This window comes from Methanosarcina soligelidi, assembly GCF_000744315.1.
GTDB lineage: Archaea > Halobacteriota > Methanosarcinia > Methanosarcinales > Methanosarcinaceae > Methanosarcina > Methanosarcina mazei.
In genome coordinates, this window is record NZ_JQLR01000001.1 from 1,990,916 (window position 1) to 2,010,998 (window position 20,083).

Consider the following 20,083-nt stretch of genomic DNA (forward strand, 5'->3'; position numbering starts at 1 on the left):
TTTCTCTTAGAGGCTGTCTTAAAATTAAATAATTCCTATACTCTGAATGTTCGTTAATGTCAAAACGATCTATACGTCTTCCTTATCCTAGTGATTTATCCGATCAAGAATGGGAATTAATTAAGCCTCATATTCCGATTCCCAATTCTAATCGGGGTCGTAAACGCGTTCATTCTTATCAAGAAATATTGAATGGTATCTTCTATTTGTTACGTTCTGGTTGTGCTTGGAGGATGTTACCGCATGAGTTTCCTCCTTGGAAAACTGTCTATTACTACTTCCGTCTCTGGAGAATTGATGGAGTTTGGGAGCGCATAAATGCTATACTGAGAGCTGAACTGAGAACTGCATATGGTAGAGAATCAGAACCTAGTGCAGCGATTTTAGATAGTCAGTCAGTAAAAACCACAGAAACTCCGGGAGTACGCGGCTATGATGCTGGCAAGAAAACCAAAGGGAGAAAACGCCACATTCTGGTGGATACAATAGGGCTGCTGTTGATGGTTGTGGTTCATACGGCAGATATCCAGGATCGAGATGGGGCTAAACTTGTTCTAGAACAAGTTAAAGGAACATTTTCTCGATTGCAGCTAGTTTGGGCTGATGCTGGTTATTCAGGTAAACTGATTGATTGGACCAAAGTAGTTTGTGGTTGGGTACTCGAAATAGTTAAGCGCAGCGATGATGTCAAAGGCTTTAAAGTACTTCCACATAGATGGATAGTAGAGCGGACATTTGCATGGTTAGGCAGGTATAGAAGGTTGAGTAAAGATTACGAGGGATTAACAGAGTCAAGTCAAGCATTAATTTATGCTGCTATGATTCACATAATGGTCAGAAGAATGGCAAAGATCAAACCTTTATGCGAATGAGAATGAATTTTAAGACACGCTCTTAATACTTAAAGAACCTTTACTATTCTCCCTCATTTTTAATACATGACCTGACAGATTAAAGAACCATCACAATGATAATTAATTATTATATGCAATAACAGTCATATGGTACCAAATACGGGATCAAAGGAAAAAAGAAAGTTCTTTTTTTACGCGCCCACAACTCAGCCAGATCCCGGATGGCTGAAGGTCTTTTGAGAGCTATTTATGGGGATCGGTACGAGGCTTACAGCACCGGTATTATAGCTACAACCGTTAATCCGTATGCTGTTCGAGTTATGAAGGAAATTGGCATTGATATCTCCAGCCAATACTCCAAAACTCCCAAAGAATTTCAGGACACCATTTTTGATGTGGCAGCTACAGTCTGCGATCAGGCTAAAGTTTCCTGTCCTATCTGCAGTACAAACCTGGAGGTTCCAGCCGAATACCCAAGAGCAAGAGAGGTGATTCAGAAAAGTTTTGAGGATCCCGCTGCAACTTTGGGATCAGAAGAAGAGAAGCTTAAGATCTTCCGCCAGATCAGAGATGAGATAAAAGACTGGATCATCCGGATATTTGAGAAATGATCCAGGTCTTTGATCTACATGCTTGGTATGGTTCCTAAGCTTTTATAAGGTTTTCACAGTGTCAGCAGATTTGCAAGATATCCTGCAATCACAGCTATTGAAAAAACCGTTATCATGAAGGCTGTAAGTAGTCTCTTCTTGAATATTGATGACAGAAGTGTCAGCTCGGGTATGCTGGCTCCTGCACCGCCTATTATCAGTGCCAGAACAGCTCCCACACTCATTCCCTTTTCGATGAGTGCCAGTCCTATAGGAATCATAGTCTCAGCCCGGATATAGATGGGGACACCAATAATTGCAGCAACAGGAACTGCTAGAGGATTGCTCGGTCCGGCAACGCGGGTGATAACTTCTGTTGGTACAAATCCGTGAATAAATGCCCCAACTCCTGCTCCCAAGAGGAGATAAGGCATAAGCTGACGGAAAAGGCTAAACGCGAATACTGCAGACCGCTGTATTCTGGACTTCGCATTTGTGTCCTGCTCACAATCACAACGGTTTCTTACAACAGCAACTGGCTTAATCTGATTGGAAAAGCCTAACCAGTCAAGTAAGAGACCTATAGCAATTGTAGACATAAAAACGACGACAAAATAAAGAGCAGTTACCTTCCAGCCCAGCAGAATGACAAACAGAGATATTATCACCGGGTTTAGTAAAGGCGACGAGAATAGGAATGCCATTGCTGCAGCAAAAGGTGCACCAGCCTTAAGCATTCCCAGGAGAAGCGGTATGGTTGAACAGGAGCAGAAAGGGGTAATTGCACCAAATCCTGCCCCAAGGATACTGCCTATAACTTTATTCCGCCCACCAAGGGCTCTTTTTATGGTCTCGTCCGGCACATACTCCTGAATCAGCCCCACTAGAAAAGTTATACCTATAAATAAAATAGTTAGCTCAACGGAGATCTCAATAAAGAACTTAGCCGCCACAGTTAAATTATCCCAGAACATTTTGATCTTCCTTCAAAATTATTTTTTCCTTTAAATTACCGAAAGCTACAGCTATTGGAACCTTGAAAACACCAGACACCCTCTCATAAATGCGATTTTTCTGAAGCTTTAACCATTTTTAAGGGATACAGATCCGGCCCTTAATGCTACTTTTAAAAATATAACTTTCTGAAATCTCATCTTTCATGAAGCAATTTTGCCTGGTTAAGTATTTCAATAACTGCTCCTTCTGAGAGACGAAAGTAAGACCATTTTCCTTCTTTCCGTTCTTTGACCAGGCCCGCACTCTTCAATACCGAAAGATGGTGAGAAACAGTCGATTGGGAACTGGAAAGTGCAATAGTTAATTCGCAGGCACAGAGTTCTCCTTCTTTTAATAGTTTTACAATTTTGAGGCGATTGGGATCTGCAAGGGCTTTAAAAATCCTGGCTTCTGAGTATAGTGCTTCTTCATCCAGCCCATTTACCAGAGAACTGAGCTTTTGTGTTCTTACCTCTAACTGATCTCTGTCAAAAATAAAACGTTCCAATCTTCCAATTTCCACTTCACGCTTTCTTTTGTTCACATCTGATTTTCTTTCAGCTTTCATGAATTTACCTGCAGCAGCTGCCTCCACTTCCTATAGGAAGTAGCATGTTTTTACACTGTTCTTTTGACCAGCACTTCACACACATCTTTATATTTCCTAAGTCCCTGTGATTGGCTCTGAGTAACGAATCTTCCTCTTTTCCACAAATTGAGCATACGGGATTCATTTCCATCGACTCACGACAAAATCTTTTAGTAAATGGCAACACTACATATTCACACACGTAGATATGATTATTTTCTTTTCCCCTGCCAGTATGTCTCGTACTCCTCAAGTACTGCGACTTTTAACTTATCCAGTCCTTCTTCGGGTATTTCATTTATTTTTGTAAGGGTTCGGATAAGTTCTTCTATATCTATATTTTCAGGTGTCTTGCCTGCAGAAAAATATTTTTCGAATTCTTCATCTAATCCGGCAATTTCCATATCTTTGTTGTCAACTTTTATTTTTTTTACACTTACGATAGAAGGGCCGCAGCAACAGCAACTTTTGTCGCTTCCAACCAATTTTCCAAGCAAATTTTTTCCAAGTTTGCCCATCTAAGAACATCTCCATTAGAGATCTATAAGATATATCATGAATTGTTGATATTTATGTCTATCGATATGATATAAAATGATAACGATTTCAAAAAATACAAACTTCAAGATAGAAAAAAATAGGCCTATGTGGTTTTTCATGATGTTCGATCGAAACTACGATATTAGCCGCTTTCAAGATTGACAATTATATTGTAATTTCTAAGTGAGGGACCAAGAATAGCAAGGGCAGAGATAAGGATTAATAAGCAATTAAGACCGTTGAAATTCATCAGGATAATTCAATTCAGTATTAATTCCTGGCTTTAGAAAAGTATATATCTTTCATATTCAATGTATCTTGATATGATTAATGAAAAAAACTTACAAATTTTCAAGGCTCTTAGCGAAGATACAAGGTATAGAATCATCAGGGCTCTAATTGAATCTGAGTGCAAATGTGGGGAAAATAAACACGGTAATAAAGGTGAAATATGCGCATGTGAAATTCCAGAAATTATTGGTAAGACTCAATCCAATACCTCAATGCACCTTGCAAAACTACAGGACTGGGGGATAATTAAAGTAAGAAAAGAAGGCAAAAAGAGATTATATTCCATACAAAACGAAAAAATCAGGAAAATCCTGGAAGTCCTTGAAGAGTAATGTTTAGTATTATTATAGAAACTTTTAGTATTATTATAGAAACTTTTAGTACTATTATAGAAACCTTATGAGCTGTGTTCCCTGAAAGTTATGAGTGGATTAAAGTTTTTTTCAGGATCTCATAAATAACAATATTCTCCTTTTAAATGAAATAAGTTCTTCTTACTCTTTCTCTTTAGAAAACCGACCTTCACTCTTTGAACTAACAGGCATTTATCTGAAGGAAGAAGTTTTCTTTTTTCATCGAAACTCATTTATTTATTTCAAGTTTTAGGGACTCTTTTTCTATATTTCATCTTTTTTCTGTCCCGTGAATTTGCTGTTTTTTCTCTGAAAATATCTGGGAAGGCTTGCTGGTAGCTGTAAATGTATAATGGTGTTCAAAATAAAGAAAATATTCCGAGACCAATGGAAATATTTATATAGTGCACAATATATCAATATATATTGATATATTTGAAGATTGAAGCAACAGTAATAAAATGATGGATACAAAGGAGGGTCTAAAATGGTCGATATATTTTATCCTCTTCAATGGATTGCTGACAAACTGACATATGAGATCTTAGGGATTGCATCTGATACACGCCTTGCATCCAGTGTTAATTTTGTTATTTATGATGTAATGAAAATTTTCGTCCTTTTAGCTGTAATGATTTTTGTTGTTTCCTATATAAGGACATACATTACTCCCGAAAGAACAAGGCAGGTTCTTGGAAGTAAGAAAGGAATCAGATATTATTTTCTTGCATCTCTCATCGGAACAGTAACTCCTTTTTGTTCTTGTTCGTCTGTCCCGATATTTATAGGATTTGTTGAGGCTGGAGTGCCTCTGGGAGTTACTTTCGCTTTTCTGATCACCTCTCCTCTTGTAAACGAAGCTGCTATAGCCGCTCTATGGGCAACTCTCGGCCTTAAGGCTACGGTAATTTATATTATTTCAGGAGTCATACTGGGCGTGTTGGGAGGGTATCTAATTGGCCTTCTTAAACTCGAAAAATATGTAGAAGACTTCGTTTATAAGATGAAAGTAGGAAAGCAAAGTGTGGAAGATCAAAAACTAATAATGAAGGAAAGAGCAGAATATGCCTTTGAAAGTGTAAAAGAAATTGTGGGCAAAGTATGGCTCTATGTAATAATAGGAGTCGCTATCGGAGGTATTTTCCATGGATATGCGCCCGAAGGAATACTCGAAAAATACGCTGGTAAGGACAATCTGCTTGCAGTGCCAGTTGCGGTCCTTATTGGGGTGCCCCTTTATTCGAATATCATGGCTATGATCCCTATTGTAGAGAGCTTGATTGGAAAAGGACTGCCTGTAGGGACTGCCCTTGCTTTTCTTATGTCTGTTACAGCAGTGTCTCTGCCTGAGATGATTATTCTTAGAAAAGTACTGAAAAAAGAATTGATTGCGATATTTGTTTCAATTGTAGCATTATCGATAATTTTTACAGGTTATTTGTTCAATTTGTTGTTGTAAATCTGCCAATGTCTTACAAATTTTTGAAATTAAATGTCAAATAAGCCAAAATAGGAACAGAACTTAAATAACAGAGGAAAGCGTATGAAAATAGAAATTCTCGGAACAGGATGCCCCAAATGCAAAAAAACAAAAGAAACGATTGAAAAAGTATCGAAGCAAACTGGAATTGAAGCTGAAGTAATTAAAGTTGAGGATATTGAAAAAATTATGAGCTACGGCGTTATGGTCACTCCTGCAGTTGTTATTGATGGTGAAGTAAAACTTGCAGGTAAAGTCCCGGATGAAAAAGATGTTCGAAAATGGATAATCTAAGAACTTAATTGACTGATATCAAAGGTGGCACATTGTCTGAATTTACTGTAAATTCTACGATCTGTGGTTTTGTACACAAGATACATGGAAGCAAAAAAGGAAACAAAATTATTGTTGATATTGAAACCCCCTGTGAGAAGATAAAAAAATTCTCTCACATTGAAGTCCCCATGATGGAAATTCTCGATATCAAAAACAATTATGTCATTGATAGAGCACAGGAAGCGCAGTGCTCCTCTAATTGCCTTGTACCATGTGCAGTGCTCAATCTATGCAGAATGGAAAGCGGTTTCCTTGCAAAATCCCTGGTAAAAAAAGCAGGCAGTATCAGTATAGAGTTTAATGAAGTTTAAACAAAGAGGCGAATTTTATCCTTTTTTAATTTTGGACATTATATTCTTCTTTACCTCAGGTTCGTATTTCTTCCAGCTATGTTCATTAATTTCGGGCATAGAAAGTTCCGGGGCTTCGCCTCTTTCTTTTCCGCTGCAGGAATCGATTGCCTGCTGGATGACTGCAGGGTCGGTTGTCCCGACAAGGTCAATAACTTCAATTTCCCTGAGGAAGCGGGATATTGCGGTTGCCGGGATGTCGTCAAGATAAGGGATCACTCCTTCTGACCCGATAATCCTTTTTGACCCTCCGAAAGCAGAAACCCCATTTTCGGCAAGTGCCAGCAGGGACTGCCCGGCAAAATGGTCGCTTTCCTGTCCGCAGACAACCAGGCAGCTGATGCGGGGATTCGAAAGCACATTAACTATTACCTTCTCAATTCCAAAATTTTCCGTAAAACAGGTTCCACAGATGGCGTAGTTTTTCAGGTTCAGGCTTTGATAGTCAGAAGCGAGGGTTACTACTGCCACAGGAGATTTTGGATCTCCTACTATATAATCGCCGGAAATTACAGGCCATCCCATGTAAAAGCTCCTTTTCCGAGTAGTTCTTCATGTTAAACGGTTTTTTAGTTCACTTTTTGATAACTTGCATTTCATTTTTAATGAGCTGTTAATTATGATATTAATTTCGATTTGACTTTAGGAAGCTGAGTTCTGTATGAGCCTACACTTTTAACCATATTCCTATTGATTTTTCCTTGTTGATTTGGACATTTTTTTCCAATTTTTTAAAAATTTAAGAAGAGTTACCTGCCTTTATGCAGGGAGAATTTGATTTCAGGTGATAATTATGTTTCTTCTGGTCTACAAAGAGAGGATCTGCATAGAAGTCAGTTGTTGAACTCGCGTTTTTATAGTTACCTGCAGAATTATTGTAAAGGCAGTTATTTTCCAGCACAAAACTATGTGTTTCAGGGAGATAATTGATTACTGCATATCCGGTCCCATCTGGATTCTCTGTGCGTTTCTGGGTATTCACTATAATATTGTTGCGGACGGTTGTTGTGTGTCCCGTACCTGCAGGTGAAAGGTCCGTGACTTTACCATCCGGGTACATATGGATTACTGCAGCGTGGTACACACCATCGAATATATTGTTCTCTATAAGAGTATCGTAAAAGCCACTTGTTACGATGCCACCGACCCAGTTTATACTCGGATTAGTACCCGTACTATAAAATGTATTTCGATGAATATGGATATTCTGCGCCTCTTTTTTGGGATAAGAAGAGTCGTATCCTATCAACCATAATCCGGGTCCGAAGGTGTTGTGAATAGAATTATTGTAGATTTCTATATCATTCATAACTCCGGTAGTTTTTTCAATCAGGATTCCAGGGCCGCCTGCGTTCCTGTCAAATGTGGAATTAATAATGTTATCATAGAACTTCACATGATTCGAATTCCAGACTCTGAGGCCACTGTTAGTTCTGCAGGTTATCGTATTATTCCAGGCTTTTACGTTTGTGCACTCAATAGCATAAAGCCCATCATGTCCAAGCTTATATATTTTGTTATTATAAAACTGAATATTTTTACCGTGGTTAATCCTTAATCCGTCACCGTGGCCGTCATGCATATACATATTATAAACTTTTATGTTTTTCGCACTGGTGAAATAAATTATATTATAGTAGCCTCTACCTTTAGAACGATCAGTGTTGTTATCATGATTGCCATCGATTTCAAACCCACGAATAATTACATTGGTTATTTCTGAGTCTCCATATTTCCCAATCAGGGGGATCATAGGAGAATTGGTCCACCCTGCATGATCAACCAGTTTGATAACAGCATCAGGGTCTCCCTCAAGAATCATGTTGCTTTGCATGTAAATGGTACTGTTGATAGTATAGGTAAAGGGACCTTTAAGATAAACAGTATTATATCCGGGTGTTTCTGCTACGAATTTAAGAGCCTGGTTTATCTCTACCTGGTCAGCTTCTCCGTCACAGTTGAAATCTCCACTTCTATCGCCTGCAACATATACCTTTTTATTTAAAGGTATAGGAGAATATTCGGATTTTATGGCATAAAGAATGAAAATTCCCATTGCAATCAGGAAAACAAGAATTACAATGGATGCTCCTATCTTTTTTTTGTTTTGCCTTACATACCTCAAATATTTTTCATCCATTTTTATCCCTTACTTTAAAATACAAACTCCACATTGAGAAAGTCTTAAACGTGGATCCTGGGTATAGCCTGATAAGACAAACTTATTAATTGTTTTTTAAAAACCCTTGCCAGCTTTCATGATTCGATTCTGAGTCAGTTGCTCAAACGTGCAATTCTCTCATACCTACTCCCACAACCAGCAGATTTGTTTCCATAGGAGGATGGTTCCAGCCGTCAGGAGAAACGGTCTTTTTCTCACTAGAGATTTCAACCTGGTTGCCACTGAGCCCACATTCTTTCATATAATCTTCAACAAGCTTTTTTCCAATCTCGGTTGCTTTCTCCAAAGCTTTTGAGTAAGTCTCAAATTTCAGTCTGCTTCCCGGGGCAAAGACCAGAAAATCCCTGTCAGGAGACATGAGGCTCTCTGGCCTTATGAGAATTTCAGCTCTTTTGATTCCTTTTCCTACAAGTGCTCCAACTGCATTCCCTACCTCGGCATGTTCTGGAACCAGGATATCTGCATCTATCAGTTCTTCCAGTTCCTTTCTATGCGCTCTAACAGGTCCTCCAAGCAGGACAACAGGAAGTTGCAGTTTGAATTTTGCGGGATAGTCTCCGTCCAAAATCTTCTCAATGGATTCGCATGGGACACCTGTCAGGATATACGAGAGAAGATGAAGTGCCATATTTCTGGCAACTTTCTTTTTTACGGCAGTACAGAATTCTATTGGTGTCATGCGCATGAGTCTTCCAAGCCTTTCTGCTCCTGTACGCGAAGCTTCTTCGTTCCAGGCTGTGTATTCCCCCAGCACATGCAGAGCGTCTGTTGGTGTAAAGCCAATTACCTGAACAAGGAGTTTTTTGGTTCCGACACGTTTTTTGTACCCCATAAACTGCTATTTTATTCACATATTGCATACATCAAAGTTTTATATCTGATGTTGCGTCAATACTCATAAATAATACGATTTTGAACCGCCTGTAATCGACTACACTCAGTTTAACGCTGACGTGAACAATCTTCTGAAATATTCATTTGTTCAGGCTTCAGACAACTGAATTTAAAAATCAGCATCAAAGTCTCTGAAGCACAGAAGTATTTCATAATCTCTAATGTGCCTCATGCTGTTCTTTAAAGGTATGAATCCCATGGCTGTTTCAAATATATTTGAAATAACCTATATAAAAGTAACCGGTTGTAATATTTTTGGGATGATTGTTAATCATTTTTAACCGGGTAAAAAACAGATGACGAGTCCGGAATGTTATAGAGATACTGAATATTAAATAACTTATTTAAGTAGCTGAGAGCTGTCAACCTGAAATGTTAATAAGAGCGCATTCTTTTCAAGATTTTGGAGTTAAAAAACGAATTACCCATTATTAAAGTTCTGAGTGTCGAGTATTTGATAACACTGAGTATATAAAGATCATAATAACTTATCTTGAATTGTGCTTTTTTGTCAGTTCTTTTGTCAGTTCTTTCATCATTTCTCCAACAAGCGAAGCTTTTTCGCAGTGAGAGGCTTCTTTCGGGCTGCAGTTTATGAGAATGCTCATTAACCTATCCGCTGTCCTGTAGTATTTCATGTCTTCGAGCCTGACCAGAAGGTTAGATAAAGTTTCACTAAACTCTCTGCATCTTTCATGGTCGCAGACTGCTTGCTCATGCAACCTGCTCGCTTGTTCTAATCCCTAAATAATCTCAGGTGGGAGCTTTTCGGTCATATAAAGTCATCCTGTCCAGTGACGCTTATTTCATGTCTGCTGGCTTTCGTTTAAAATGTATATGCATGTTTACAGTGTTCCATTACATCCTCTATAAAAACAGCGTAAAAGTTCTCAGGAACCATAGCTTTCTCTCTGGCGTTTACAGCCCTTGCTTCGAGGTCTTCCTGACAGGCATAAACCATACATCCCGGAAGCTCTCGTATGCCGCAAAGAAGATGATAAACTCCGTCGCCTGCAAGGTAAAGCCTTGCATTTCCGGAGCGAGCAGCCAGTTTAAGGCACAATTCTGCCCGTGGACTGAAAGGAGGCTTTGTCAACAGGAATACATCATATTCTTCTTGCACACTATTACCTCTTTCTTAAAATAAGATAACGAAGTCTGAGTTTTCCATCTCTTCAAGAAAATCCTCTTCATCTACAAGTTCTATGGTCTCTATCAGAGTTTCACCAAAAAGTCCCCTTTCAATCAGTGAGGGTTCATGCACAATTACTCTTAACTCTCCATATGAGTAGAGAATGTCTGAAAGATTTGGAACTCCAAGCTCTGTGCTATCCTGGTCAGCAGCTGCAAGATAAACTCCATCTCCATAAAGGCCGAAAGTAACGCTCATTTCCGTAAGACTTACTGCAGCCGCATTCAATGCTCCAAAGGCTTTTTCATTTCCGTATGGGGCAGTATCCAGCAGACAGAAAACCGATTTCATCATTAGACCTCTTTTTGGTGGTTTATCTTGACAGTGAGATTACCCTGTCACTCTTTTTCAGCATTTCTGAGAGTTCATAAAGACTGGAGATCTTTATTCCGGGAAGGTAGTCTTTGCAGTTACTTCCTTTCAGAGTATTGTCCTCTTCTGCCAAGTAGCCGCGTGCAGCAGCACACCTTGCACAGGCTCTAATTATGGCTCCTTTCTCTGCCAGCCCGGTGAAAAGTTCACTCACATTATTAAAAAATGAAGGGTTTTGGCTTTTTTTAGGGATATGCACTGCATCCAGGTAAAGGAATATGTTCACCTGATTTTGTTTAAGTGCTTCTTCAGCGAGTTTGGAGGCGATTTCAGCATATTCTGAAATATAAGGGCCATCGGTGAGCACTATAGTAAGTGTCTTCAAATTTCCTCCTAACAAGATTATTTTATTAATAGTTTAGATGTAATTAACCAGAACCTCAAGATGCTCCTGATTATTTGCGTATTCCGGCTCTTTAAGGGGTGTACACAATTCCAGAGCTGCCTGTCTGGCCATAAGCTTGATGGCAAAGCTGTAACATCCCTGCTCGCCACATCTGCCACAGTTGGTTTGGGGCAGGTGTTTATATATCTCCATAAGATTAACCTTTACCTTTTCTCTGGGAGCTGGGGCTTCGCCTTTTGCAATAGCCTCATTGATAATACTCTTCAGTCTTTCAAGTTCTTCTTTAGCTTCGTTTTCGTTTTTGACCATTCTGATGGAGACTTTCCCACTACCGTAAATAGTTGTGATGATTTCTCCTTTTTGAATTATCAAGCTATCTTTTCTATCTGAATAACTACTTCTTTGAAAGAGCGGTTCAAGGAGTTTCAAAACTCTACCAGGTGGTGGGGTTATATTTGCACTTATTCTGAGTCTTGAGGCATCAGCTATGCAGGGCAAAACCTGTCTGATACTTGCAATCTCTATTGGTTTTGCCTGGGAGAAATCAGCGATTTCTTCAGGATTTGTCTCTTTTTTACCTTTCAGGAAATTCTTTCCGTACTCACTTAACTTTACAGTTTCTTCTTCTAGCTCGATAATTCCCGCATCTTTGAGAATCTTGAGATGAAAGTCAAGCGTTGCCTTCTCAACTATCTCTCCTATTTCCCCGGTACTTCTATAGCCGTCCGCCAGGAAGTTAATTATCTTCCTTCGAGTACCGTTGGCCATAGCAAAGTTTACTAGCTTTGTCTCGTTCGGATTCTCCGTCATTTTTAACACCAGGAGGCTATTTCCGCCAGGTAATTTTTTCAGGCGTACACGTTGCTTACAGGCTCTGATCACAACTCATTTTCCACAACCCGATGAAGAAATCTCTATGAAAAATAAAAAAATATATGACTTTTTTGGATATTTCCTTACTTCTGGGCGCCAGTGTCTTCAAATAACATCGTTTAAGAGCATTTTCAGCGAGTTTGCAGGAGAATTTAACCGGTCTGGAGTATGATAAAGAGCTATCAATGAGCACTGTAACCAAGGTGTTTTAACGTGCTCCAATCAGACGAATTTCATAAAACCGAATCAGATATATGCACTCAGGACTTGCAGATGCTCCAGGTTTGTTACATAGCCCGGTTCTTTTAGAGGTGTGCATTTGTCCAGAGCGATCTCTCCTACCATGAGCTTTATTGCAAAGGTATAACAGCTCTGTTCACCACACTTGCCACAGTTGGTCTGAGGCAGGTATTTGTATATCTCCATAGGTTCAACCCTTACTTTTTCTCTTGGTGCTGGAGCAACACCTTTTGCAATTGCTTCATTGATAGTATTTTTGAGGCTCTGGAGAGATTCTCTGGCTTCCGCCTCACTTTTTATCATTGTCATGGTCACCTTCCCAGTGCCGTAGACAGTTGTAATAATTTCTCCTTTTTGAATTATCAGAGCGCCTATTTTGTCCGAATATTTGCCTCTGGGAAAAAGTGGTTCAAGAACCTTGAGAGTTCCGCCTGGAGGAGGGGCTATATTTGCAATTACCCTGAACTTTGAGGAATCGGCTATACAGGGCAAAAGCTGTCTGACCTCAGTAATCTCTATTGGTTTTGCCTGAGAAATATCTGCAGTTTTATCTGCACCTTTCTCCTCTTTCTCTTTAAGGAAATTCCTGCCATATTCGCTCAGTCTCACAGTCCCTTCTTCAATCTCAATCAGGCTTGCCTGTTGAAGGAGTTTTAGATGGAAATCAAGCATAGTCCTTCCCATTTGTCCCCCGATTTCCTCAGTACTTTTGTCTCCTGCCGATAAAAAGTTCATTATCTTCCGTCGGGCAACATTGGACATAGCATTGTTTACCAGTTTTATTTCATTAGGATTTCCGGGCATTTTACCACCTGCGAAGGTTACAAAAATTTAACTGAGGTTTTTACATAATAATATCAGGCATTCTTCTTCCAAAAAGGAAATTCAATTCTCTTAATCAATATGGGTCTGGTTTATAAAAACCCACAAGGCAAATATCAAGAAAGATTGATATGAATTTTAGAATTTAACATCTGAATATCCTGAAGTATATTTCTACAGGTATTTTTTTCTGTAAGTATGCCAGATTCGTTCTATCTGAACGAATAGACAAAATCGGAAAAATGGACAAAGAACAAGTGAATAAAACTGAGTAATTTCAATTTATCTTATAAAATGAATTTGTAACTGGCTGAGATCTAACTAAAGTAAAAAACTGATCTCACTAAGTAAAAAACTGATCTCACTAAGTAAAGTGAATATATAGAAAGAAGATCACAGAAAGAAAATCACAAGAAATTACAGAGAGAAAAATCAAGAAAAACATCACAGAAAGAAAATCACAAGAAATTACAGAGAGAAAAATCAAGAAAAACATCACAGAAATAGATTTGAAGAATATCCGGCTGGCTGACAGGTTCTTTATACAGACAGCCACCGGCAAATTTCTCAAAAGTGGATGGAATAAATATTCAGGAATAACGAAGTAAAAGGAAAATTTGCAAGACCGGGTACAGAATTGTTCTGTAACCTGGCGTTTTTTGCATTTATCCTTCGAGGACAATCTCAATGTTTATGTCCTTTGGGACCTGGATTCTCATGAGCTGGCGGAGTGCTCTTTCATCGGCTGCGATGTCGATGAGCCTCTTGTGTACGCGCATTTCCCAGTGGTCCCATGTTGCTGTCCCATCACCGCTTGGACTCTTCCTTGTAGGGACGACCAGCTTCTTTGTTGGAAGTGGAACAGGTCCTGATATATTTACTCCTGTCCTTTCCGCAATTGATTTTACCTGGTTGCAGACTCCGTCCAGATCCTTAGGACTGATGCCTGACAATCTTATTCTAGCTTTTTGCATAACCTTTTTTCTCCTTAAAAAATGAAAAAAGGAAAGTGTTATTTCTGCTTAACACTCATGCACATGCCTGCGGCAATTGTCATACCCATGTCACGGATAGCGAACCTGCCGAGCTGTGGAATTTCTTTTACGGGCTCGATGACCATCGGCTTTGTTGGCTTGATGGTAACGATTGCTGCATCTCCTGCCTTAAGGAAAGTCGGGTTTTCTTCCTTAACCTGGCCAGTCTTCGGGTCCAGCTTCTTGTTAAGAGCAATCAGCTGGCATGCGATCTGGGAGGTGTGGGCGTGGAAAACAGGTGTGTAACCTGCAGTGATTGCTGAGGGGTGCTGAAGGACAACGATCTGTCCGACAAACTCGTCAGCTACCTTTGGTGGGTTGTCAACGTGGCCACAAACGTCTCCTCTGCGGACGTCGTTCTTACCGATACCACGGACGTTCCAGCCGATATTGTCTCCAGGGGTTGCCTGTGGAATTTCTTCATGGTGCATTTCAATGGACTTAACTTCACCGCCGGCTCCGCCGGGCATGAAGACTACCTTGTCACCCTTCTTCATTACACCGGTTTCAACTCTGCCTACAGGCACAGTTCCGATACCGGAGATAGTGTATGCGTCTTCGACAGGGATCCTGAGAGGGAGAGTGGACGGCTTTTCAGGCTCCTTAAGGCTGTTGAGGGCTTCCATGATTGCCGGACCCTTGTACCAGGGGGTCTTGTCGCTGAGCTTCAGGATGTTGTCACCGTGGAATGCAGAGGTCGGGATGAAGGGGATCTCGCTTGGCTTGAACCCGATCATCTTAAGGATACCGGATACCTGCTCAACGACTTCCTTGTACCTTGCTTCGCTGTAGTCTACTGCGTCCATCTTGTTGATTGCAACAATAAGCTGGTTGATGCCGAGGGTCCTGGAAAGGAAGATGTGTTCCTTGGTCTGGGCCATGACACCATCAGGGGCTGCGACAACGAGAACAGCTGCATCAGCCTGGGAAGCGCCTGTAATCATGTTCTTAACGAAGTCACGGTGGCCAGGGCAGTCCACGACTGTAAAGTAGAACTTGTCTGTGTCGAATCTCTTGTGAGCGATGTCGATTGTGATACCTCTTTCACGCTCTTCCTTAAGAGAGTCCATAACCCATGCAAAAGCGAAGGATTCCTTACCTTTCTGTTTTGCTTCTTCCTTGTACTTCTCGATAATGTGAGCAGGTACAGCTCCTGCATCATACATTAAACGTCCTACGAATGTTGACTTTCCGTGGTCAATGTGACCAATCACTGCTAAATTCATGTGCGGTTTGTCTGCTGCCATTTATTATTCTCCTTTATAAATTCTGGATGAGTTTCAATGCTATATCTAATCATAGTATATTAATATTAGGGCAGATCTCGTAATGATCAGACCTTCTCCGGTCTTCTTTCAACCATTACTTAAAATTTCCCGATTCGAACATTTATCGGGTCAAATTGATTTGAATTTCCAGCGGCCTGGACTGTTTTCCCCATTATAGGCATACCTTGTTTTAAACCTTTCCCATCGACTTAACCATCAAAAGATTTCTGGACTCTTCTCTTTGAAGACATCCTGATCTTTCTCCTGTGAACGGACAGGAAAGTTTGTGGTCCGGTTTATGCCTGAATAAGGTGAAGCGGAAAATAGTTCCGCTTACATTGAAAGGTAGTCAGAAGCTTTGGGAAGATCCTTCTTCAGACCCTTCCTTTCTCTGATCTGGCCAACAATTTCGGTCAGGATGCTTGACGGCACAACGTCAAAGCCTCCGAACTCAGTGCTCCACATGGCACGTCCTTCGGTTGCTGACCTTATCTCTCCGGCAAATCCGAACATCTCAGCCACAGGTACTCTTGCTTCGATAATTGCCAGGTCTCCCTCTGTGGTCATGTTAAGGATAACACCACGGCGGCCCTGAAGTTCCTTTGTTGCACCACCCATAAGGAGCTGGGGTACCTGGACAAAGACCTTCTGGTAAGGTTCAAGAAGGCTGTCCTCTGCCATGAGCATACCAGCCTGGATTGCCTGCCTTGATGCAGGGATAATCTGAGCAGGACCTCTGTGGATTGCGTCTTCGTGAAGCTTTGCATCTACAAGTACACATTTCACGTTTGCCACAGGCTCTCTGGTTAACGGGCCAGCACGCATAACTTCTTCAAACCCATCAAGTACCAGTTCCATTGTCTCATTCAGATACTGGATACCCTTGGTCTGATCGATGAAGATATTGGAATTGAAGATGCCGGCAATGCCTTTTGCCTGTTCTTTGTCCATGCCGAGCTCAATAAGTTTCTGTCTCCTCTCAAGTTCAGGCATGTTCATAGTGATTTCCCCTTCCTTGATTGCGCTGACAATCTCGAGGTCAAGGGGCTCAACAGAGATATAGAATCTGTTGTGCCTGTTCGGAGACTTCCCTTCAATGGGTTCAGTCTTCTTCTTTATTGTTTCCCGGTAAACGACAATAGGCTTGCTTGTGGTGATTTCCACGTTCTTGTCCCTTTCGATCCTGTGGGCAATGACTTCAAGGTGAAGTTCACCCATACCTGCCATCAGGTGTTCCCCGGTTTCCTCGTCCAGAGTAATCTGGAGAGTCGGGTCTTCCTTTGCTACCTGCCTGAGAACCTCAATAAGCTTGGGGAGGTCTTTGGTGTGTTTTGCTTCTACAGCCACTGTCACCACAGGTTCGCTTACGTGCCTGATGCTTTCGAAAGGAGTCATTCCGTCAAGAGTTGTTACGGTGGAACCTACGATTGCGTCCTTTAATCCGGTAACTGCAGCAATGTTTCCTGCAGGGATCTTGTCCACTTCAAGCCTTTCCGGACCCATGAAGATACCTACCTGCTGGACTCTGCTCTTCTTTGCAGTCCCTGAGGTAAAGACTTCCATTCCACGCGTAAGAGATCCGCTGAACAGCCTTCCGGTTGCGACTTCTCCTGCGTGGGGGTCAACGGAAATATCAGTTACCATGAATGCAAGGTCTCCATCTGCATTTGCACTTGCCATGGATTTGCCAATTTCAGTGTTAGCATCTCCGTGCCAGATAGCAGGTACCCTGCCCTCCTGAGCTACAAGCGGGTTTGGCAGGAAGTGAATAACCATGTCAAGGACAGCTTCGTGCAGAGGGCACTTTTCTGCCAAGGTCTTCATATCTCCGGCTTTACAGTATTCATATACATCATTAAAGGAAACCCCGGTCTTCTTCATCATAGGAACGCTGATTGCCCAGTTGTAAAGGGCTGACCCGAAAGCTACGGTTCCGGCTGCAGCATCTACTTTCCAGCCTGCCTTGAACTTTTCGGGGTTCATGTTCTTGATGAGTTTGTTAACGTGGTCAATAACCTTTCCGAGGCGGACCTGCATTTCCTGAGAATCGACCTGCAGCTCATTGATAAGCCTGTCTACCTTGTTAACGAAAAGCACGGGCCTTACGTGTTCCCTGAGAGCCTGCCTCAGCACAGTCTCGGTCTGGGGCATAGTGCCTTCTACTGCGTCAACTACCACTACCGCACCGTCTACTGCTCTCATGGCACGGGTAACGTCTCCACCGAAGTCAACGTGACCCGGGGTGTCTATAAGGTTGATCAGGTAGTCTTCATTATCAAATGTGTGAACCATGGAAACGTTGGAGGCATCAATTGTAATACCTCTTGACTGTTCCTCTTCATCGGAGTCCATGAATAGCTGTCTTCCGGCAAGTTCCTTGGAAATCATGCCTGCGCCTGCTAACAGGTTGTCCGATAATGTGGTTTTACCGTGGTCAATGTGTGCAACGATTCCTATGTTTCTGATCCTCTGCGGATCGTTCATGAGCGTTGTCACACGCTCGACCATTTTCTTTCTTCGTCCCATGCTAATACCTTTTAAGCAAAATGTGAATGTTTATATGTTTATTCAGGAAAGGCCCGTAAACGATTAACGGGCTGCCTTCGCAACTCTTTCCTTTGCATCCTTTCTGTTGATGGAGAAGGATTTTGTATCGCGGTTTGCTGCACCTATAAGTTCGGTTGCAAGACACTCTGCAACAGAGCGCTTGGATTTGAAGGCTGCAGCGTTTGTTCCCATGCTGATGTAGCGAAGAGCGGTGTCAACACGCCTCTGAGGTGCGGTGTCAACTGCTTTTGGAACGGAGATTCCGCCGTACTTCAGCCTGACCACTTCTTCTCTGGGGCCTGCATTTGCAATGGCGTCCACGAGAATCTGGATAGGGTTCTGCTGGGTCTTCCTGTTGATGATATCAAAAGCCTCTTCGACTGCGCGGAGGGTCACCTGCTTCTTTCCAGTGTTTGTTTCTGTCCTCATGAGGTTGTTTGCGAGGCGCTCTACAATGGAAATTTCAGATTTGTTAAACTGCTGCCTGGCATGTTTCCCACTGCTGTGCGGAACAATTACAGGTGTAAGGCTGACATAGCGCTTAATACCGAGGTCCCTGACCTCTACTTCTGTTGGGTCCCATTTCCCAAAAATCTTGTACAAAAAATCATCTCCTGGGCTTTTCCAATCTGCCGATGACCAGCTGGTTCAGGGACACATTGTTTACGGCAATTACTTTGAAACGTACGCCTGGAATGTCACCCATAGCACCGCCCATGCGGCCTCCTATCCTTTCCACGGTAACTTCATCGTGTTCGTCAATGAAGTTTACTGCACCGTCTCCGGGACAGAAAGCGGTTACCTGACGCCCGTTTTTAATGAGCTGGATTCTTACGCATTTCCTGATTGCGGAGTTCGGCTGTTTGGCTTCGACTCCTACTTTTTCCAATACTATTCCCCGACCCTGAGGTGCACCACCAAGCGGGTCAGCCTTAACATTCAGACCAAGAACACGCCTGCCGTAGTATGTGTCTTTCCAGCGGGCATCTTTCCTGGTTTGTTTGAGTATATTAGCTGCATATTTTCCTTTAGCCATAGTAAATTCTCCGTTAATAATTGATCACAGTTTCCTGATTTTGCATCAAATGCAAGAATTGTCCTTCAACGCCGGATTAATGGATCAACGTAAATTAAAGGGATATCATTGCAGGATAACGTCTTCTATATTGTGATGACGACGTGCAAGCATTTTCACTTTCTCTATATTCTTACCGTTGCGACCGATGGCAAGTCCCTTCTCTTTATTGGGTACCTCTACATAAGCTAATCGCTTGCCATTTTTATTTGTAAGGTTCACTGAACTTACAGATACCGGTCCGAAGGCGTTCTTGATAAAAGTTCCAGGATCCTCTGAATACTCCACAAGCTCAATGGGTTTGTCCAGGGCTTTTTTAACACGGTTTATATTTTCTCCGTTTTTGCCTATTGCAAGCCCCATATCGCCCTGCTTTACAACATACACAAGCCTTTCCTCTTCCGGGATACAGTCAAGTATCTTGGCCCGTGTCATGTTTTCAAACAATGCAATGTACTGGATGCTTTCTGCAGTAAGTCTTATTTCACCCAAGACGCTGCAACTCCTTTTTCTTAAGCTGTAGCTGCAAGTATATCTGATTCGCCTGCATCAAGGATTGCCATGGCTGCAATCGTGAACGGCTTTCCGCATACGGGCCCGAGTTCCACACTTGTGCCTTCGTATTCAAGAACCGGAACATTTGTTTCCTGAACTTTCTTCTTGATATCTGCCGGGCAGTTTGATGCCAGAACCACCATTTTTGCTGAGCCATTTTCTGCTGCATCAACGGTCCTGTTGGCTCCGATTATTACTTTTCCTGTTTTCACAGCCTTAATAAGAGATTTATCAACATTAATCTTCATTTTCATCAACTCTCGTCTCAAATTCGCTCGTCTACTCTATCTCTTTCTAAATAAAG

The 20,083-nt window shown here is 41.5% G+C and carries 24 protein-coding genes and 1 pseudogene; 6 read left to right on the forward strand and 19 right to left on the reverse strand.

Annotation, left to right across the window (positions count from 1 at the left end):
• The first annotated feature begins 56 nt into the window (after positions 1-56).
• Together M886_RS08730 and M886_RS08735 are read left to right on the forward strand one after the other, a co-directional pair.
• Entirely contained in the window at positions 57-872 is an 816-nt protein-coding gene (locus tag M886_RS08730) for an IS5 family transposase (RefSeq protein WP_048037801.1), read from the forward strand.
• A 146-nt stretch (positions 873-1,018) separates the two neighbouring features.
• Positions 1,019-1,465 carry an arsenate reductase ArsC gene (locus tag M886_RS08735; RefSeq protein WP_084685062.1) on the forward strand — a complete coding sequence of 149 codons (447 nt, stop codon included), beginning with the start codon at positions 1,019-1,021 and terminating at the stop codon, positions 1,463-1,465.
• A gap of 53 nt (positions 1,466-1,518) precedes the next feature.
• On the opposite strand, the gene M886_RS08740 is transcribed toward M886_RS08735, so the two are convergent.
• From M886_RS08740 to M886_RS08750, 3 genes are all read right to left on the reverse strand, one after another.
• Positions 1,519-2,418: a permease gene (locus M886_RS08740; protein ID WP_048051039.1), complete on the reverse strand. Its 900-nt coding sequence runs from the start codon at positions 2,416-2,418 to the stop codon at positions 1,519-1,521.
• A 176-nt stretch (positions 2,419-2,594) separates the two neighbouring features.
• Positions 2,595-3,008: an ArsR/SmtB family transcription factor gene (locus M886_RS08745; RefSeq protein WP_015412408.1), complete on the reverse strand. Its 414-nt coding sequence runs from the start codon at positions 3,006-3,008 to the stop codon at positions 2,595-2,597.
• A gap of 233 nt (positions 3,009-3,241) precedes the next feature.
• On the reverse strand, positions 3,242-3,547 hold the full coding sequence (locus tag M886_RS08750) for a hypothetical protein (RefSeq protein ID WP_048038305.1): 306 nt from the start codon (positions 3,545-3,547) through the stop codon (positions 3,242-3,244).
• Between the two features lie 345 nt (positions 3,548-3,892).
• On the opposite strand from M886_RS08750, the gene M886_RS08755 reads away from it, so the two are divergent.
• From M886_RS08755 to M886_RS08770, 4 genes are all read left to right on the forward strand, one after another.
• Positions 3,893-4,192 carry an ArsR/SmtB family transcription factor gene (locus M886_RS08755; RefSeq protein ID WP_230626425.1) on the forward strand — a complete coding sequence of 100 codons (300 nt, stop codon included), beginning with the start codon at positions 3,893-3,895 and terminating at the stop codon, positions 4,190-4,192.
• A 508-nt stretch (positions 4,193-4,700) separates the two neighbouring features.
• Entirely contained in the window at positions 4,701-5,672 is a 972-nt protein-coding gene (locus M886_RS08760; RefSeq protein ID WP_015412413.1) for a permease, read from the forward strand.
• A gap of 84 nt (positions 5,673-5,756) precedes the next feature.
• Positions 5,757-5,987 (forward strand): thioredoxin family protein, encoded by a 231-nt coding sequence (locus M886_RS08765; RefSeq protein WP_015412414.1) that lies wholly within the window; start codon positions 5,757-5,759, stop codon positions 5,985-5,987.
• 32 nt (positions 5,988-6,019) lie between these two features.
• Positions 6,020-6,340: a DUF6951 family protein gene (locus tag M886_RS08770; RefSeq protein WP_048051040.1), complete on the forward strand. Its 321-nt coding sequence runs from the start codon at positions 6,020-6,022 to the stop codon at positions 6,338-6,340.
• Between the two features lie 15 nt (positions 6,341-6,355).
• Here the strand turns inward: M886_RS08770 and M886_RS08775 are convergent.
• From M886_RS08775 to M886_RS08850, 16 genes and pseudogenes are all read right to left on the reverse strand, one after another.
• A pseudogene (locus M886_RS08775) lies at positions 6,356-6,907 on the reverse strand (tetrahydromethanopterin S-methyltransferase subunit A); the annotation flags it as partial.
• 211 nt (positions 6,908-7,118) lie between these two features.
• Positions 7,119-8,519 carry a right-handed parallel beta-helix repeat-containing protein gene (locus tag M886_RS08780; protein WP_015412415.1) on the reverse strand — a complete coding sequence of 467 codons (1,401 nt, stop codon included), beginning with the start codon at positions 8,517-8,519 and terminating at the stop codon, positions 7,119-7,121.
• 142 nt (positions 8,520-8,661) lie between these two features.
• Entirely contained in the window at positions 8,662-9,393 is a 732-nt protein-coding gene (locus M886_RS08785; protein ID WP_235203909.1) for a hypothetical protein, read from the reverse strand.
• A gap of 550 nt (positions 9,394-9,943) precedes the next feature.
• The gene (locus M886_RS08790; RefSeq protein ID WP_235203910.1) at positions 9,944-10,177 is read right to left on the reverse strand and encodes a hypothetical protein; all 234 of its coding nucleotides are present in this window, start codon (positions 10,175-10,177) and stop codon (positions 9,944-9,946) included.
• Positions 10,178-10,281: 104 nt separating this feature from the next.
• Entirely contained in the window at positions 10,282-10,578 is a 297-nt protein-coding gene (gene tusB, locus M886_RS08795; protein WP_015412418.1) for a sulfurtransferase complex subunit TusB, read from the reverse strand.
• A 15-nt stretch (positions 10,579-10,593) separates the two neighbouring features.
• On the reverse strand, positions 10,594-10,941 hold the full coding sequence (locus M886_RS08800; protein WP_235203911.1) for a DsrE family protein: 348 nt from the start codon (positions 10,939-10,941) through the stop codon (positions 10,594-10,596).
• Positions 10,942-10,960: 19 nt separating this feature from the next.
• Positions 10,961-11,344 carry a DsrE/DsrF/TusD sulfur relay family protein gene (locus M886_RS08805; protein WP_015412420.1) on the reverse strand — a complete coding sequence of 128 codons (384 nt, stop codon included), beginning with the start codon at positions 11,342-11,344 and terminating at the stop codon, positions 10,961-10,963.
• Between the two features lie 33 nt (positions 11,345-11,377).
• Positions 11,378-12,175 (reverse strand): (Fe-S)-binding protein, encoded by a 798-nt coding sequence (locus M886_RS08810; protein ID WP_015412421.1) that lies wholly within the window; start codon positions 12,173-12,175, stop codon positions 11,378-11,380.
• Between the two features lie 309 nt (positions 12,176-12,484).
• Entirely contained in the window at positions 12,485-13,282 is a 798-nt protein-coding gene (locus M886_RS08815) for a (Fe-S)-binding protein (RefSeq protein WP_048051041.1), read from the reverse strand.
• A 683-nt stretch (positions 13,283-13,965) separates the two neighbouring features.
• A complete protein-coding gene (gene rpsJ / locus M886_RS08820) occupies positions 13,966-14,274 on the reverse strand; it encodes a 30S ribosomal protein S10 (RefSeq protein ID WP_011021276.1) in 309 nt (102 codons plus the stop codon).
• Positions 14,275-14,312: 38 nt separating this feature from the next.
• Positions 14,313-15,581, reverse strand: coding sequence for a translation elongation factor EF-1 subunit alpha (gene tuf, locus M886_RS08825; protein WP_048051042.1), 1,269 nt, complete (start codon positions 15,579-15,581; stop codon positions 14,313-14,315).
• A 354-nt stretch (positions 15,582-15,935) separates the two neighbouring features.
• Positions 15,936-18,128 carry an elongation factor EF-2 gene (locus tag M886_RS08830; protein ID WP_048051043.1) on the reverse strand — a complete coding sequence of 731 codons (2,193 nt, stop codon included), beginning with the start codon at positions 18,126-18,128 and terminating at the stop codon, positions 15,936-15,938.
• Positions 18,129-18,191: 63 nt separating this feature from the next.
• Positions 18,192-18,752, reverse strand: a complete 561-nt coding sequence (locus tag M886_RS08835) for a 30S ribosomal protein S7 (protein WP_015412424.1) — start codon at positions 18,750-18,752, stop codon at positions 18,192-18,194.
• Positions 18,753-18,756: 4 nt separating this feature from the next.
• Positions 18,757-19,185, reverse strand: a complete 429-nt coding sequence (locus M886_RS08840; protein WP_011034194.1) for a 30S ribosomal protein S12 — start codon at positions 19,183-19,185, stop codon at positions 18,757-18,759.
• Positions 19,186-19,290: 105 nt separating this feature from the next.
• Positions 19,291-19,716, reverse strand: a complete 426-nt coding sequence (locus M886_RS08845; RefSeq protein WP_048038812.1) for a NusA-like transcription termination signal-binding factor — start codon at positions 19,714-19,716, stop codon at positions 19,291-19,293.
• Between the two features lie 20 nt (positions 19,717-19,736).
• Positions 19,737-20,033 carry a 50S ribosomal protein L30e gene (locus M886_RS08850; RefSeq protein ID WP_015412425.1) on the reverse strand — a complete coding sequence of 99 codons (297 nt, stop codon included), beginning with the start codon at positions 20,031-20,033 and terminating at the stop codon, positions 19,737-19,739.
• Between the last annotated feature and the right edge of the window lie 50 nt (positions 20,034-20,083).